Source organism: Pseudoalteromonas sp. P1-13-1a (assembly GCF_001401875.1).
In the GTDB taxonomy this organism is placed as follows: Bacteria; Pseudomonadota; Gammaproteobacteria; order Enterobacterales; family Alteromonadaceae; genus Pseudoalteromonas.
This window is the reverse complement of the sequence record NZ_LKDV01000007.1, coordinates 107,137-123,331: the sequence shown is the minus strand read 5'-3', so window position 1 is coordinate 123,331 and position 16,195 is coordinate 107,137. Positions and strand designations below refer to the sequence as shown.

At 41.5% G+C, this 16,195-nt stretch carries 14 protein-coding genes; 9 read left to right on the top strand and 5 right to left on the bottom strand.

Translation table 11 applies throughout. The features are described from left to right. Positions 1-5: 5 nt before the first annotated feature. Complete coding sequence (locus tag AN391_RS07035) at positions 6-437, bottom strand: rhodanese-like domain-containing protein (RefSeq protein ID WP_055014738.1); 432 nt, start codon at positions 435-437, stop codon at positions 6-8. A 577-nt stretch (positions 438-1,014) separates the two neighbouring features. On the opposite strand from AN391_RS07035, the gene gpmM reads away from it, so the two are divergent. From gpmM to AN391_RS07015, 4 genes are read left to right on the top strand one after another with little or no spacing between them, the layout of a single operon-like run. Beyond that, positions 1,015-2,559 (top strand): 2,3-bisphosphoglycerate-independent phosphoglycerate mutase, encoded by a 1,545-nt coding sequence (gene gpmM, locus AN391_RS07030; RefSeq protein WP_055014737.1) that lies wholly within the window; start codon positions 1,015-1,017, stop codon positions 2,557-2,559. 3 nt (positions 2,560-2,562) lie between these two features. After that, on the top strand, positions 2,563-3,702 hold the full coding sequence (locus tag AN391_RS07025) for a murein hydrolase activator EnvC (protein ID WP_055014736.1): 1,140 nt from the start codon (positions 2,563-2,565) through the stop codon (positions 3,700-3,702). A gap of 36 nt (positions 3,703-3,738) precedes the next feature. Continuing rightward, the gene (locus AN391_RS07020) at positions 3,739-5,004 is read left to right on the top strand and encodes a S41 family peptidase (RefSeq protein WP_055014735.1); all 1,266 of its coding nucleotides are present in this window, start codon (positions 3,739-3,741) and stop codon (positions 5,002-5,004) included. Positions 5,005-5,044: 40 nt separating this feature from the next. Next, positions 5,045-5,800 (top strand): divergent polysaccharide deacetylase family protein, encoded by a 756-nt coding sequence (locus tag AN391_RS07015; RefSeq protein WP_055014734.1) that lies wholly within the window; start codon positions 5,045-5,047, stop codon positions 5,798-5,800. Positions 5,801-5,939: 139 nt separating this feature from the next. Here the strand turns inward: AN391_RS07015 and rpoH are convergent, their stop codons facing one another. From rpoH to ftsY, 4 genes are all read right to left on the bottom strand, one after another. Beyond that, on the bottom strand, positions 5,940-6,803 hold the full coding sequence (rpoH, locus tag AN391_RS07010; protein ID WP_055014733.1) for an RNA polymerase sigma factor RpoH: 864 nt from the start codon (positions 6,801-6,803) through the stop codon (positions 5,940-5,942). A 259-nt stretch (positions 6,804-7,062) separates the two neighbouring features. Beyond that, the gene (gene ftsX / locus AN391_RS07005) at positions 7,063-8,049 is read right to left on the bottom strand and encodes a permease-like cell division protein FtsX (protein ID WP_055014732.1); all 987 of its coding nucleotides are present in this window, start codon (positions 8,047-8,049) and stop codon (positions 7,063-7,065) included. Next, the gene (gene ftsE / locus AN391_RS07000) at positions 8,046-8,723 is read right to left on the bottom strand and encodes a cell division ATP-binding protein FtsE (protein ID WP_055014731.1); all 678 of its coding nucleotides are present in this window, start codon (positions 8,721-8,723) and stop codon (positions 8,046-8,048) included. The genes ftsX and ftsE overlap by 4 nt, the downstream gene beginning before the upstream one ends. Positions 8,724-8,798: 75 nt before the next feature. Next, positions 8,799-10,640 (bottom strand): signal recognition particle-docking protein FtsY, encoded by a 1,842-nt coding sequence (gene ftsY / locus AN391_RS06995; RefSeq protein WP_082429303.1) that lies wholly within the window; start codon positions 10,638-10,640, stop codon positions 8,799-8,801. A gap of 207 nt (positions 10,641-10,847) precedes the next feature. Here ftsY and rsmD point away from each other — a divergent pair, with 207 nt between their 5' ends. The 5 genes from rsmD (at position 10,848) to rpoD (ending at position 16,183) form a co-directional block, all read left to right on the top strand. Further along, positions 10,848-11,453, top strand: a complete 606-nt coding sequence (gene rsmD, locus AN391_RS06990) for a 16S rRNA (guanine(966)-N(2))-methyltransferase RsmD (protein ID WP_055014730.1) — start codon at positions 10,848-10,850, stop codon at positions 11,451-11,453. A gap of 145 nt (positions 11,454-11,598) precedes the next feature. Continuing rightward, the gene (gene rpsU / locus AN391_RS06985; RefSeq protein WP_002957797.1) at positions 11,599-11,814 is read left to right on the top strand and encodes a 30S ribosomal protein S21; all 216 of its coding nucleotides are present in this window, start codon (positions 11,599-11,601) and stop codon (positions 11,812-11,814) included. 20 nt (positions 11,815-11,834) lie between these two features. Further along, positions 11,835-12,281 (top strand): GatB/YqeY domain-containing protein, encoded by a 447-nt coding sequence (locus AN391_RS06980; protein ID WP_055014729.1) that lies wholly within the window; start codon positions 11,835-11,837, stop codon positions 12,279-12,281. Positions 12,282-12,460: 179 nt separating this feature from the next. Next, complete coding sequence (dnaG, locus tag AN391_RS06975; protein ID WP_055014728.1) at positions 12,461-14,212, top strand: DNA primase; 1,752 nt, start codon at positions 12,461-12,463, stop codon at positions 14,210-14,212. Between the two features lie 123 nt (positions 14,213-14,335). Beyond that, a complete protein-coding gene (rpoD, locus tag AN391_RS06970) occupies positions 14,336-16,183 on the top strand; it encodes an RNA polymerase sigma factor RpoD (protein WP_055014727.1) in 1,848 nt (615 codons plus the stop codon). Positions 16,184-16,195: the final 12 nt, after the last annotated feature.

Below are 16,195 nucleotides of genomic sequence, written 5' to 3'. Positions count from 1 at the left end.
ACTGATTAGCGACCTGTTGTAGTTGGAAGGCTGGCTGATTGCCACGACCCCATACCACCTGATAATACATAAACCGATTCAAAGCCTGCTTTATGCATTGCATTAGCAACGCCTTGTGCAGTCATGCCCGTGGCACATACTAGTATAATGGGTTTACTCTTGTGCTTTTCAAGGCTAGAAAAGTCAGATTGTTTTGCTTTTTCAGGGCTTAAGTGTTCAGCGCCCGCTATACGACCAGCGTTAAACTCTTTTTGAGCGCGAATATCGACTACTTTGCCATCTTCACGGTTAATAAGAAGTGTTAATTGCTGTGGATTTATTTCTTTCACCGCTGAAAGTTTACTTTTAATCCAACCACTTACAATAAGAAATACAATACCAACCCAAGCTAGGCTTAAAATAGGATGATTTGTAATAAATTCAATATATTGATCCATTCTACTTCCACTATGAAATTATGTTCTAAACCTAGGGCGTGTTGGCCTTTGTGGATTGAAATTTGTTCAATCTAGGGGCGATTAAATCGCGGCGCGAGGTTTGTAACCTAGTGGGCTAAGTAAAAACCGAGCAAAGCTTCCGCGTCCTGCTCACGCCCTTACCTACATCCATGTAGGCAACAAAGAGGTAATAGTCCCTAGAAAGAACCCAACGGGCAGCGCGTGTTTGGTATTTATGCTACGTTATCGCCTATTTATGGGGAATAACCACACTTCATAGGCTCTGCCTTACCTAAAAACCAAACATACTGCTGCAAATTCAGCCACCAAAGCGCAACACGCCCTAATATTCTAGGTATTTTGTACTTTAGCCACGCAAGTATACCCAAACCAAGTTAAAATGCGAGTTTGCTGCAGTTTAAAAACACATAAAGCGCCCCATATAAAATAGTATGTAAAAATTTAATATCTTGTTTTCAGTGCTGATTCTATCGCTAAAACACGGTATGCTAAAACTAACCAGATAACCTTTCGGCGCACAGTACCCATCAACAGGTGCTAATTTTCAGGAGCGATTATGACAGAGCATAAAAAAACACTGGTATTAATGATTTTAGACGGTTGGGGTTACCGCGAAGAAGAGCAAAGTAATGCAATTCTTGCAGCAAACACCCCTGTTTTAGACAACCTATGGGCAACCCGCCCACATACATTAATTTCAGGCTCAGGATTAGATGTAGGCTTACCTGAAGGGCAAATGGGTAACTCAGAAGTAGGCCATGTAAACCTAGGTGCTGGCCGCATTGTTTATCAAGACTTTACCCGTATTACCAAAGCGATTAACGATGGCGAGTTTGACTCAACACCTGCACTTGTTGAAAACATCGACAAAGCAATAAATACAGGTAAAGCAGTACATATTATGGGTTTATTAAGCCCAGGAGGTGTGCACAGCCATGAAGATCATATTGTCGCCAGTATTGAATTAGCAGCTAAGCGTGGTGCAAAAGAAGTGTACTTCCATGGTTTTTTAGATGGCCGTGATACACCACCGCGCAGCGCTAAAGCCTCAATAGAACGTATAGAAGCCCTATTCGCCGATCTAAATTGTGGGCGCTTAGCATCGTTAGTGGGTCGCTATTACGCAATGGACAGAGACAACCGTTGGGACCGCGTAGAAAAAGCCTATAATGTAATGACACTAGGTGAAGGTGAATTTAACTATGCTGATGGCGTATCGGCATTAGAAGCCGCTTATGAGCGCGACGAAAATGATGAGTTTGTAGCACCAACCACAATCACACCACAAGGTACTGAAGCTGCACAAATTAATGACGGTGACACCGTTATTTTTGCTAACTTTAGGGCCGACCGAGCCCGTGAAATTACCCGCGCTTTTGTAGAGCCTGACTTTGACGGGTTTGAAAAGAAAAAATCACCCCAGCTTAGCGCTTTTGTAATGATGACAGAATATGCAGCCGATATTAATGCCCCTGTCGCATTTGGTCCTACACCACTTGTAAACGTATTAGGCGAATGGCTTGAAAAGAATGGTAAAACGCAACTGCGAATATCGGAAACAGAAAAATACGCTCACGTTACTTTTTTCTTTAGTGGCGGACGCGAAGATGAATTTGAAGGCGAATCGCGTGAATTAATTCCTTCTCCACAGGTTGCAACTTACGACCTACAGCCAGAAATGAACTCAGAAATGTTAACCGATAAACTTATTGAAGCCATTAAAAGCGGTAAGTTTGATGCCATTATTTGTAATTACCCGAATGGCGATATGGTTGGCCACTCTGGCGTATTCGAAGCAGCCGTTAAAGCCTGTGAAGCCGTGGATGCTTGTATAGGTCGAGTAGTAGAGGCGCTAGATGAGTTTGGCGGTGAAGCGCTAATAACGGCCGATCACGGTAATGCTGAGCAAATGGCCAGCCCTACAACTGGGCAAGCACATACAGCACACACCAGCGAACCTGTGCCGTTTATTTATGTAGGACGCGATGCAACACCAAGTGAAGGTAAAGCATTAAGTGATGTTGCCCCTACCATGCTACATCTTATGGGTATGGAGCAACCAAGCGAAATGACTGGCACACCAATCATGACGTTGAAATAACACATGAACAAGCCAGTCAATTGGTTTAGTGTTTATACCTTGGTATTGGTTTCGTTAGTGGTTGCACCTGCATCCGCTAACGAAAACCGCACTAAAAAAGACCTATCCGAAGTGCAATCTGCCTTAGAACAAAGCCAAGCAGAATTTAAAGCACAACAAAAGAAAATTGCTGCACTGCAAAAAAACTTAAAAAAACACGAGCTAGAAATAGCTAAAAATGCCAAAGCCCTCAATATGGCTGAGCAATCGGTAAAAGAGACAGAGCAAAAACAACAAATACAGCAACAAAAAGCACAGCAATTAAAATCCCAGCAGGCAAAATTTCAAGCCGTTTTAGCTGCCCAACTAAAAAGTGCTTACATGGCTGGGGGCGACGACTATCCCAAAATGCTGTTAAACCAGCAAGACACAGCTAAATTTGAGCGTACCTTAAGCTATTACAACTATTTAAATAAAGCACGTATAGAGCAAATTGAAGAGCTTAAAGTACTGCAACAACACATTGCAGATAACCAAGCTGCGCTTGAAAAAACCAAACAAAAGTTAGCCGCTTTATTTGAAGAACAAAGAAGGCGCCAAAATGCGCTAGTAAACGCCCAAAGCGAGCGCCAAACTAATCTTAAAAACCTACAAGCACAGCTCAACAACACCAAAAGCTCGATTAATTACTTAAAAGATAACGAACAAACTTTAATCTCTACTATCAAAGAGCTTGAGCAAGAAAAAAGCCAAAAAATTGAATTACTTGGCCTTAATAAAAGTAAGGGCAAGCTTAATTGGCCCAGCAAAGGAAAGCTAAAGCACACCTTTGGCCAACGTAAACATGGCGGTATAGACTGGAAAGGCGTATTAATCGGCGCCAAAGAAGGCACCAATGTCAACAGTATTAACAATGGCCAAGTTGTATTTGCTGATTGGCTAAAAGGTTTTGGCTGGGTAATTGTGGTTGATCACGGCGAAGGCTTTATGAGCCTGTATGGCCATGCACAAACTTTACTAAAGGATGTAGGCGATATGGTCCGCGAAGGCGAAACACTCGCTTTAGTGGGTCAAAGCGGCGGGCAGTCGAGTTCTGGTCTATACTTTGAAATACGCCACAAAGGACGCGCAGTAAATCCTGTTAAATGGTGCAGACGTATTTAAGTGAATAAAGCAGCTGCACCGCATTAGGAGCAGCTGATGACTCATAAAATACTACAAATCCGATTATTTCCCGCTTCTTGTACGCGCTATTCGTTTTTACTGTGTTCACTTGCCTTTATTGCTTTTTTTTGCTTTAGCAATCCGTTACTTGCTGGCTCAGTTAAAGACCTCAAAAGCCAGCAAATTTCTGAAATACTCTTTAATATTAAAGCCTATTATGTTGATGACCTATCGCTTACAAAAAGTGCAGAGGATGCCTTCAATAATCAACAGGTAGAGATGTTATTAAACCAGCTGGACCCTTACTCCAAATACCTTAATGAAAATGACTTAGACGCCTTATTTAACAATACAAATGGTCAATACACCGGCGTGGGCATAGAAGTAAAAGAGGTTGATGATAACATTACTGTTGTGGGGGTGGTTAAAAACTCCCCAGCCAAAAAAGCGGGTATTTTAGCAGGTGATATTATAGTTAATGTAAATGGTACAAGCACACTAACACGCAGTTTAGAGCAAGTGGCTTCGCTCATAAAAGATGATAGTTTCAGTACTGTTAAACTAACTATAAAGCGTGCGCAGTACAAAAAAACGCTAAGCTTTACAGTCGACCGCAGAGAAATAAATTTAGAAAGCGCCTCTAGCCAATTACTCGATTCGGGCACTGGTTATTTAGCTATTAATAACTTTTCTAATCACACCTTACACGAAGTGGCGCTACAGGTAGCTGCACTTAAAAATGATTATCGCACACCACTTAAAGGGTTAGTGATTGATCTACGCGACAACCCCGGTGGTACTTTACAAAGCGCAGTGGCAGTAGCGGATTTATTTTTACAAAGCGGCACTATAGTCACCACTAAAGGGCGTTATTATGATGCTAACCAAGCTTACTACGCTAAACGGGGCGACATACTCAAAGGTATACCTATTGTGGTACTTATTAATGAAAACTCAGCGTCTGCTGCTGAGATACTTGCTGCAGCTTTAAAAGACAACAAGCGCGCTAAAGTGGTTGGTAATCAGTCTTATGGCAAAGGCTCAGTGCAATCCTTAATACCACTTGGTGATGGCAACACGGCACTAAAATTAACAACCGCCAAATACTTTACACCTGCGGGCATATCAATTGAAGGCGTGGGAGTCACGCCAGATGTAGCAATTGCGCAAGCAACCCTTCCACAATCAAATAAAGCCGTTATAATAAAAAATAAACAGAACAAAAATGCACCACAGTTTGAACATGAAATACTGGGCGACTTGCAGTTAGTAAAAGCTAAACAATTACTTAGTATGCAATAGTAAATCTCAATAAACTAAAAAGATAATAAAAACTATAAACGTGAAAATAATAAAATGGCTGCTGTTGGCTACCTGCTTTATATCTAGCACTGCTTGGGCAAAGCAAATAGCCATCGTAATTGATGATATTGGCTATCATCAGCGAGATTTAGAATTTCTTACCTTACCTGGGCAATTGTCATATTCAATTTTGCCCCACACCCCCTACTCTCAAATTTTTGCAAGCCATGCTAGCCAAGCAAATAAAGAGCTGTTATTACATGTACCCATGCAAGCCTTAAACGGTAAAGCACTCGGCCCTGGCGGGCTTACAGTTAATATGGATAAAGAACAGCTACAAAAAACCTTAGGCACGGCACTAGCCAGCCTACCCCAAGTAAAAGGGGTCAATAATCATATGGGTTCGGCGCTAACTCAGCACAGCCAAGCCATGAAGTGGACTATGGAAGTACTAAAAAAACGTAATTTATTCTTTTTAGATAGCCGCACTACCGACCTAAGTCAGGCACAAAATGCAGCAAATTTTATCGGGGTTGAAAATATTGGCCGCCATGTGTTTTTAGACAATATAACAACGCATGACCAGCTACAGCTGAGATTGGATGAACTAAAACACAAAGCAACAAAGCACCACTTTGCTATTGCCATTGCTCATCCGTACCCTGAAACCATCGACTTTTTACGTCAAGCCCTGCCTAAGCTCACTCAGCAGGGTTTTGAGTTAGTGCCGGTATCGCAGTTAGTACACAAAAAGTATATTCAATTAGCCCAAGGTAAAGGGATTAACGCCAGGTAGCTGTGGGTGGTATTTTAAATATATTTAAGCCATACAACCAAGCTGATAAAACAATAAAATTGATTGAAATACTTACAGCCACAAAGCAAAAGCCCCGCAGATAATGCAGGGCTTTTTAAAATTTACTATTTTTACGCTATTAGCTCATAGCACTTTGCAGCTTTTTCATTGCTGTTTTTTCAAGCTGGCGAACACGTTCAGCTGACACACTGTATTTTTCAGCAAGTTCTTGTAGTGTTGCCTTGTCATCAGACAACCAGCGTGCACTAACAATGTCTTGCGAGCGTTCATCTAGCGTTTTAAGCGCGCTGAACAAGCGTGTATGAGATTGCTCTTGCCATTGTTGCTGCTCAATATCGTCAGCTAAATCAGTTGAACCATCTGTTAAGTATTGCACTGGTGAATACGTGCTTGTAGGCGCGTCATCGTTGTCGTCGCCCGTTAAGTCAAAGCCCATGTCTTGGCCGCTCATGCGCGATTCCATTTCACGAACTTCTTTTTCACTCACACCTAGCTCATTGGCTACAGTGCTTACTTCAGCTTGGTTAAACCAACCTAAACGTTTTTTGTTTTTACGAAGATTGAAAAACAATTTACGTTGCGCTTTAGTGGTCGCTACTTTTACGATGCGCCAATTTTTAAGCACAAACTCATGAATCTCTGCTTTAATCCAATGAACAGCAAACGACACTAAACGTACGCCCACACTAGGGTTGAAACGCTTAACCGCTTTCATCAGGCCTATGTTGCCCTCTTGGATCAAGTCTGCTTGTGGTAAACCATAACCCGAGTAGCTTTTAGCAATATGTGCTACAAAGCGTAAATGCGACATAATGAGTTGCTTTGCAGCACTAAGATCGCCTTCTTCTTGAAGTCGTGTTGCTAGCTCTTTCTCTTGCTCAGCTTTAAGCATAGGAATAGTACTAACCGCTTGAAGGTAGCCGTCCATACTTGCGCTTTGTTGCCCAACTGTAAGTGCCATTGCGTATAAATCTTTACTCATTTTTCACCTCGGTGATAAACATTTGAAACCATCTTAGCACTCTTTCTCTAAGAGTGCTAACCCCAATTTAAAACTTTTTTTAAGCGTAAATCAAGCGGTTTTTTAGTGTATGTTAAGTCTACTACATGCGACTGAATAAGTGATGAACTAAGGGATTGCAGAGATTAGCGTAAACATAACAGCACATTTACAACTAATCTCTTTTAAGGATAATAATATACAAAAATGACAATTTTGAGTCAGCCATTAGCAGGCGTTGTTATACTTTGTCTGGCTCAATCTCTTTAATATACCGGTTAACTGATAAATAAGAACCGACAAAGCCTAAGCTGGTTGCTAATAATACCAATGCTCCAAACTCATTAAGTGTTAACCCAATTAACGAAAAACTTGTTTGATACACGCCAGCAACACTACTTACAGCACTTGTTAACCACCACATCATTAGGGCAATACAAATAAAGGCAAATAAACCACCTATTACACCATACCAAATACCCGTCCATAAAAATGGGGCATGTATAAACGTATTGGTAGCCCCTACCAACTTCATTACCTGTATTTCTTCTTTTTTATCCATAATAGATAAACGAATCGTGTTACCAATTATAAGGGTGACAGAGGTAAGAAGTAACAGCGCAATTGTTATAACACTTTCTTTCAATAAGTCTAACAAAGCATTCAGGCGTTCAAGCCATGCAATATCAAGCTTACCAAAATCTACCTCTCGCTCGTTTTCAAGTTTTGTAAGCAGTGCTTTAGCTGCATTGGGCTGGCGATGTCGTTTAGTAGGTGTAACCAATACAACATCGGGAAGTGGATTGCTATCTAGGTATTCTAAAGCTTGCCCAAACCCCGACACGTCTTTAAATTCAGTTAGCGCTTGTTGCTTAGAAATAAATTCAACACTGTCCACCTCGGCGTAAAGTGCTAAACGCTTTACTAAGGTTTGTGTTTCTTGCTCACTCATGCTTTCTTTTACAAAAAGTGATATTTCGCTAGCTTCTTCAAACCCGCTACTGACTTGCTGTACATTTTTTACAACTAAATACAGGGTTGCAGGTAATGTTAAACTTAGGCCAAGTACAGCAATTGTCATTAATGATGCAAGTGGTGTACGCCACATTTCACCTAAACTGTGTACGCCTTGGCGAAAAATATTAATAATAAAAAAATAACCGCCTGCAATCGCTGATTTTTTTTGTTTATCGTTGGAGTTTTGTCGCCCTTTAAATAACAAGCTCACAGTGCTACCTCCGCAAGTGGGTCTTCAAGCATACGGCCATCTTTTAAAGTCAGGCTACGGTATTTCAAACGAGAAACAAGACCAAGATCGTGCGTTGCTATAAGTACGGTGGTACCGTGTTTATTAAAATCTTCAAACAGCCTTAATATTTCCATAGATAATTCTGGGTCAAGGTTACCCGTTGGTTCGTCAGCTAATAAAATAGGCGGAGAATTTACAATCGCCCTGGCAATACCTACCCGCTGCTGCTCACCACCTGAGAGCGTAGAAGGATGGCATTTCACTTTATCTAATAGCCCGACTTTATCTAACGCCCCATGTACCCGCTTAGCAATATACTTATGGTGTGTACCTTCAATGATCAACGGCAATGCAACGTTATCAAAAACGGTGTAGCGTTCTAACAAACGATGATTTTGAAAAATAATTCCAATATCGCGGCGCGCATAAGGAATTTGCCGAGAATTTACTTTATTTAAATCAACACCGTTAATTGAAACGCTTCCAGCAGAAGGGCGTTCCATCAAGCTAATGAGCTTTAATAAGGTGCTTTTACCCGCACCACTGTGACCTGTTAAAAAGGCCAGTTCGCCAGGCTTAATATGAAATGTAACTTTTTCGAGAGCACGATGTCCCCCCGGATAGGTTTTACTTACTTGCTGAAAATTTATCATTTTTATTATGCCAGTCCCAAATTTGTAAAATGGAATTCCTTGCAATTAAAAAGGGAGTAAGCTCCCTTTTATTTATTAAACGTCGTCCTCATCTTGGCTAAATAAAGCATCAATAAAGTCATCGCTTTTAAATGCGCGCAAATCATCAATACCTTCACCCACACCAATGTAACGAATAGGAATATTAAACTTGTCTGCAACAGCAAATATAACCCCACCTTTAGCTGTACCATCAAGTTTTGAAAGGGTAATACCGGTTAAACCAACACACTGATTAAATAGGTTGACTTGGCTGATTGCATTTTGACCTGTACCAGCATCAATAGTTAGCATAACTTCATGCGGCGCATCAGGGTCAATTTTCTTCATTACGCGGGCTATTTTTTCAAGCTCTTGCATAAGGTTATCTTTATTTTGCAACCGCCCTGCTGTATCAGCGATTAACACATCAACATTGCGTGCTTTAGCGGCTTGAAATGCGTCAAACACTACTGAAGCACTATCTGCGCCAGTATGCTGGGCAATCACAGGAATGCTGTTACGCTCTCCCCACACTTGCAGCTGCTCTACTGCTGCTGCACGGAACGTATCACCTGCGGCCAACATAACTGACTTACCTTCATTTTGAAACTGCTTAGCCAACTTACCAATAGTGGTTGTTTTACCTACGCCGTTTACCCCTACCATTAATATAACAAATGGTTTTTTATCTGTGTTTACAACAAGCGGTTGCTCTGCTGTTTTAAGCATGGTGGCCATTTCTTGCTTCATAAGCTCATAAAGCGCATCGCCATCTTTAAGCTGTTTTCGATCGGCGGCATCAGTTAGGCTATCAATCAGCTTCATGGTGGTATCAACACCTAAGTCGGCGGTAAGAAGCTGTGTTTCTAGATCTTCAAATAGATCATCATCTATTTTTTTACCACTAAAAATAGAGGCAAAGCCAGAGCCTATATTTACACGGGTTTTTAATAGCCCTTTTTTAAGACGTGAAAAAAAGCCCTCTTTTTTAGGCTTTTCAGCAAGTTTAGCCTCTTCTTTTGCAAGCTCTGCCGTAATACGTTCTTGCTCTAAGCGCTCAGCTTCGGCCTCTGCAGCAATACGCGCTTGCTCTAAACGCTCAGCCTCTGCTTGTTCTTGTGCAATACGCTGTTGCTCTAAACGTTCAGCTTCGGCCTCTGCATCTATACGCGCTTGCTCTAAGCGCTCAGCCTCTGCTTGCTCTGCTGCAATACGTTCTTGCTCTAAACGCTCAGCTTCGGCCTCTGCAGCTATACGCGCTTGCTCTAAGCGCTCAGCTTCTGCTTGTTCTGCTGCAATACGTTCTTGCTCTGCACGTTTAGCTTCTGCCTGTTCTTGTGCAATACGCTGTTGTTCTAGGCGTTCAGCTTCTACCTGCTCTGCAGCTATACGTTCTTGCTCTAAACGCATTTGCGCTTCTTGCTCTGCTAAACGAGCTTCTTGGGCTTGTTGTTGCGCCTGTGCTTCAGCTTGCTCTTTGGCAAGTAACTCAGCGTTGGCTTTTTCAATTGCTAATTTTTCATCTTGCTCAGCTTGCTCGCGCTCTTGGTTTAGACGTTGCTGCTCTGCGCTTAGAGCAGCTACACGCTCTTGCTCTAAGCGCATTTGCGCTTCTTGCTCTGCTAAACGTGCAGCGTGTGCTTGTTGTTGCGCCTGTGCCTCAGCTTGCTCTTTTGCAAGCAACTCAGCGTTCGCTTTTTCAATAGCCAAACGCTCTTCTTGGGCTTTTTCAGCAGCGATACGCGCTTGTTCTTCACGCTCTGCCTCGGCCTTTTCTGCCGCTAAGCGCTCAGCTTCTTGTTGCTGAGCTAATGCCTGTTGTTTATCAGCTTCTGCTTGTTTTTTATCTGACTTACCAAAACCGAGCCAAGACATGAATTTACTTTTTTTTGCCATACTTGCTAATAACCACTTATAAAAATCTGATAAACTAAAATTTGAAATAGCTTGGTGTGGCTCAGCAACACGTGCCGGCCAATCAACCGTTCAAAACGTAAGTGCTAAATAGTAACACTTTTAATGCGGTTGAAAAATGAAGCTAAACGTAAACTACGTACAATATTATCTGAGCTAGATCCCATATACCATTTTTTAGTGACCTAAATGAGAAAAAAAGCAGCGAAAAATAAAGCAATTAGCAAATCTACTGACGGCTTTATTAGAGTAATTAGCGGGCAGTTTCGTGGCCGTAAACTACCGGTAAAAAATGTAGAAGGGCTTCGCCCAACAACAGACCGTATTAAAGAAACCGTGTTTAATTGGTTAATGCAAGATACACGCGATGCAACTGTGTTAGACTGCTTTGCAGGCTCAGGCGGATTAGGCTTTGAAGCATTGTCTCGATTTGCTAAAAACACGACTTTTATCGAATTAGACGCATTAGCTGCGAAGCAACTTGAACAAAACATTTGCACATTAGACCTTAACAACGCTCAGGTAGTACAAACCAACTCGCTCTCATATTTAGCGCAAAAGAACATAAATCAACCATTCGATTTAGTTTTTGTTGACCCACCATTTCGTAAAAATTTAGCGCAAAGTAGCTGTGATTTATTAGAAAATAACCAATGGCTTAGTCAAGATGCACTTATTTATGTTGAGGTAGAAATAGAGCTAAGCAACTTTTCACCCCCAAATAACTGGTTGTTAATCAAAGAAAAAAAATCTGGGCAAGTGTTCTGCCGGTTATACCAACGCCAGTCAAATTAACAGTATTTAAGCCGCTGCATTTCTGTTAATATTATCCTTTACATATGGTGCTGCTTCGGATTACAATACCGCACCATTTTTGAACCACTTGATCAATGTTTGATCAACTTGAGCAACGCTCATAATTTAGGTAGGTGAATTTTTAATGCCAGTAATTAAAGTAAGAGAGAACGAACCGTTTGACGTAGCACTTCGTCGCTTCAAGCGTTCATGTGAAAAAGCAGGTATCCTTTCAGAAGTTCGTCGTCGCGAGCACTATGAAAAGCCAACAGCTGAGCGTAAGCGTAAAAAAGCTGCAGCGGTTAAGCGTCACATGAAGAAGCTTTCTCGCGATAACGCACGTCGCGTTAAATTATACTAATCGTATTTGGTCTTGTATAAATGAGCCTTTTAATAACGCTAAAAGATGCGCAAAAAGATGCGATGAGAGCAAAAGACAAACAACGTCTTAACCCTATTCGCATGGTGCTTGCCGCAATTAAGCAACGTGAAATTGACGAGCAAATAACACTCGACGACGCAGGTATTACCTCCGTTATAGTGAAGCTTGTTAAACAACGTCGTGACTCTTACACTCAGTACAAAGGTGCTGGGCGTGAAGATTTAGCCGAAATTGAAGCCAATGAGATCGCAGCACTAGAAACTTTTTTACCTCAACAACTGAGTGAAGAAGAAATTGTTGCCCTTATTGATGCGGCTATTGCTGATACTAATGCAGCAGGTATGCAAGACATGGGTAAAGTAATGGGCATAATCAAAAGCAAAGCCGAAGGACGTGCCGATATGGGCAAGCTTTCTGGTTTAATTAAGCAACGATTAACAGCCTAATACCCCCACATACATAAAGTATGATTCAAGTAAACCGAGCCCTGTGCTCGGTTTCTTCGTTTATAGAGCTAGCACTCATTTTAGAGTGAGCAATACTTTAAACACACTATACCTCTTTTATAAATGCACGCATTGTGTTGAAATTACACCTCACCAATTGTTAGGACTACTTACAAAACATGGCTGGAAAGATCCCACGAAATTTTATTGACGATTTACTCGCCAGAACAGATATTGTAGAGCTAATAGACTCTAAGGTTGGTCTTAAAAAAGCAGGCAAAGACTACCAAGCTTGCTGCCCTTTCCATAACGAGAAGTCTCCCTCGTTTACTGTTTCTCAAGATAAACAGTTTTACCACTGCTTTGGCTGTGGTGCTAATGGCAATGCTATTTCGTTTGTTATGGAGTACGACAAGCTTGAGTTTGTTGATGCCATAGAAGAGCTCGCTAGCCTTTTAAATTTAGATGTGCCTCGAGAGAATGGCAACAGCTCAGCCCCAGAGCGCACGGCAGCACAAAAACGCTCAGACTACGATTTAATGTTACACGCAGCACGCTTTTACCAGCACCAATTAAAGCACCATAGCAACTCTGCTACGGTAATTGATTACGTAAAAGGACGTGGTTTAAGCGGCGAAACAGTTAAAAAGTTTATGATTGGTTATGCGCCGAGCGAATGGGAAGCGCTTTGCCAGCAACTTGGCCGAACAAAAGAACAAAAAGAGCAATTAGTTGAGCTTAAGCTTGCCTCTGAAAAGACACCAGGCAGGCAGTTTGATTTTTTCCGCGACCGTTTAATGTTTCCTATTCGTGATAAACGTGGCCGTGTTATCGCCTTTGGTGGGCGTGTTATGCAAGCCGACCAAGGGCCAAAATACCTAAACTCACCAGAGACCCGTATTTTTCATAAGGGTTTTGAGCTCTATGGTCTTTATGAGGCAAAACAGGCGCATAAAAAACTTGAACATGTACTCATTGTAGAAGGTTACATGGATGTAGTTGCGCTTGCTGAGCAAGGAATAGAATACGCAGTGGCAGCTCTTGGTACAGCTACGACAAGCGAGCATATGCATACGCTATTTAGGACCACCGACAAGGTTATTTGTTGTTACGATGGTGACCGAGCGGGCCGCGATGCAGCTTGGCGAGCACTTGAAAACGCCTTGCCCTATTTAAACGATGGCAAAGCCCTGCATTTTGTATTTTTACCCGATGGCGAAGACCCAGATTCACTAGTACAACAAGAAGGTAAAACACAGTTTGAGCAACGCTTAAGCCAAGCAGATGACTTCACTAAAGTGCTGTTTAATAAACTTAGCCAAGAAGTAGACCTAACACTCGACTCTGGGAAAGCTAAATTATTGAGTGCTGCATTGCCGTTAATTGAAAAAATTCCGAGTGAATTTTACCAAGAGAATATTTTAGAGCAGTTAGGTCGTTTAATTGGCCGTACGCGTGAGCAATTAAACAGCCGATTAAAAACCCCTAAACAGCAACAAGCGGTTGAGCGTAAATTTAAAATTACCCCTATGCGACAGGCTATTGGTATTTTAATTCAGCACCCACAGTTAGCTAAAAGTGTGCCTTACTTACCAGAGCTTGCTCAAATGAACATAGCCGGCATAGGTTTGCTACTGCGCTTACAAGAGCGCGCACTGCAAAAAGATAATGCAAACACAGCAGTTTTACTCGAATCATTTAGAGATTCCGAGGATTACGAACCGCTAGTAAAGCTTGCCACATGGCAGCACCAAATTAGTGATGAGCGTTTAGAGACTGTTTTTCAAAATACTTTTAAATTTATTGAAGATCAGTGTTTAAATTATCGACTAGAGACCCTATTAATAAAGGACAAGACACAGGGCTTATCAAGTGATGAAAAACTCGAATGTCATTTACTTATGACAGCGCTAAAAGCGAGTAACGGCTAGTCAGACTTGATTTAAACTGTTATACTGTGCTATTCACTGCGTCACATTATTAAAGTTAGTTAAAGGCTAATTCTATGATGACGCCTGTTGTATCAACTTATCAGAGTGGAAGAAACAATCTCTATGGATCCAACTCCTCAGTCACAATTAAAACTTCTGATTCAAAAAGGTAAAGAGCAAGGCTACTTAACTTTTGCTGAAGTAAATGATCACCTTCCACAAGACATAATCGACTCAGATCAAGTAGAAGATATCATTAGCATGATTAATGACATGGGTATTAAGGTTAGCGAAAATGCGCCTGATGCTGATGAATTAATGATGCAAGAAACCACGACAGACGAAGACGCAGCAGAAGCTGCTGCTGCAGCCCTTGCAACTGTAGAAAAAGAAATTGGCCGTACTACTGACCCAGTGCGCATGTACATGCGTGAAATGGGTACTGTGGAACTCCTTACTCGTGAAGGCGAAATTGTAATCGCTAAACGCATTGAAGAAGGTATCAACCAGGTACAAATTTCTGTTGCCGAATACCCAGAAGCAATCACTTACCTACTCGAGCAGTGGGATAAGTTCGAAGCAGAAGAAATGCGCCTAAGCGACATTATTTCTGGCTTTTTCGATCCTAACGAAGACGAAGCACAAATCTCTGCGACACACATTGGTTCTGAATTAAGTGAAGAGCAACTTGATGAAGACGATGATGAAGATGACAAAGACAGCGATGATGATGAAGACGAAGAAGAAGTAGATACAGGCCCTGATCCAGAGGAAGCCCGTGTTCACTTTGAAAACTTACGTGATTTATACATTAAGGCTCGTACTACATTTGATGAAAAAGGGCGTTCGCACCCAGATTCTCAAGCCGCTATTTTTGAGATTGGCGAGCTTTTCAGAACCTTTAAATTAGTACCAAAACAGTTTGATCGCATGGTAAATAACATGCGAGAAATGATGGACAGAGTGCGTGTTCAAGAACGTCTTATCATGAAACAAGCTGTACAAATAGCTAAGCTACCTAAGAAAACGTTTATTAAGCATTTTGCTAATAACGAGACAGACACAGCATGGCTAGACCTAGAAATTGCTGCTAACGAAAAACACTCAGCTAAACTTGAGCAAGTGAAGCCTGAAATTATTCGTTGCATTCAAAAGCTATGTGTTATTGAAGAAAGCACAGGCTTAAGCATTGAGCGTATTAAAGACATAAACCGTCGTATGAGCATTGGTGAAGCAAAAGCGCGCCGTGCGAAAAAAGAGATGGTTGAAGCTAACTTACGTCTTGTAATCTCAATTGCTAAAAAATACACAAACCGTGGTTTACAATTCTTAGATCTAATCCAAGAAGGTAACATTGGCTTGATGAAAGCGGTAGATAAGTTTGAATACCGCCGTGGTTATAAGTTCTCAACTTACGCTACGTGGTGGATTCGCCAAGCGATTACTCGCTCAATTGCTGACCAAGCAAGAACAATCCGTATTCCGGTACATATGATAGAAACGATTAATAAACTTAACCGTATTTCTCGTCAAATGTTACAAGAAATGGGTCGTGAGCCAAATCCAGAAGAATTAGCAGAACGCATGATGATGCCTGAGGATAAAATCCGTAAGGTACTTAAAATTGCCAAAGAGCCAATTTCAATGGAAACCCCAATCGGTGATGATGAAGATTCGCACTTAGGTGACTTTATCGAAGATACTACTATTGATTCGCCTATCGACTCGGCAACAATGGAGTCTCTTCGTGGCGCGACAAACGATGTGTTAGCGGGCTTAACAGCACGTGAAGCTAAAGTATTACGTATGCGTTTTGGTATTGATATGAATACCGACCACACCTTAGAAGAAGTAGGTAAACAGTTTGACGTAACCCGTGAGCGTATTCGTCAAATAGAAGCGAAAGCACTGCGTAAATTACGCCACCCTTCTCGCTCAGACTTACTAAAAAGCTTTTTAGACGCTAAATAATTTAGCGCTTCT

Excerpts from the sequence above, each read along its gene's own strand:
- AN391_RS07035 (WP_055014738.1), bottom strand. The coding sequence starts at position 437 with ATGGATCAATATATTGAATTTATTACAAATCATCCTATTTTAAGCCTA.
- gpmM (WP_055014737.1), top strand. The coding sequence starts at position 1,015 with ATGACAGAGCATAAAAAAACACTGGTATTAATGATTTTAGACGGTTGG.
- AN391_RS07025 (WP_055014736.1), top strand. The coding sequence starts at position 2,563 with ATGAACAAGCCAGTCAATTGGTTTAGTGTTTATACCTTGGTATTGGTT.
- AN391_RS07020 (WP_055014735.1), top strand. The coding sequence starts at position 3,739 with ATGACTCATAAAATACTACAAATCCGATTATTTCCCGCTTCTTGTACG.
- rpoH (WP_055014733.1), bottom strand. The coding sequence starts at position 6,803 with ATGAGTAAAGATTTATACGCAATGGCACTTACAGTTGGGCAACAAAGC.
- ftsE (WP_055014731.1), bottom strand. The coding sequence starts at position 8,723 with ATGATAAATTTTCAGCAAGTAAGTAAAACCTATCCGGGGGGACATCGT.
- ftsY (WP_082429303.1), bottom strand. The coding sequence starts at position 10,640 with ATGGCAAAAAAAAGTAAATTCATGTCTTGGCTCGGTTTTGGTAAGTCA.
- rsmD (WP_055014730.1), top strand. The coding sequence starts at position 10,848 with ATGAGAAAAAAAGCAGCGAAAAATAAAGCAATTAGCAAATCTACTGAC.
- rpsU (WP_002957797.1), top strand. The coding sequence starts at position 11,599 with ATGCCAGTAATTAAAGTAAGAGAGAACGAACCGTTTGACGTAGCACTT.
- AN391_RS06980 (WP_055014729.1), top strand. The coding sequence starts at position 11,835 with ATGAGCCTTTTAATAACGCTAAAAGATGCGCAAAAAGATGCGATGAGA.
- dnaG (WP_055014728.1), top strand. The coding sequence starts at position 12,461 with ATGGCTGGAAAGATCCCACGAAATTTTATTGACGATTTACTCGCCAGA.
- rpoD (WP_055014727.1), top strand. The coding sequence starts at position 14,336 with ATGGATCCAACTCCTCAGTCACAATTAAAACTTCTGATTCAAAAAGGT.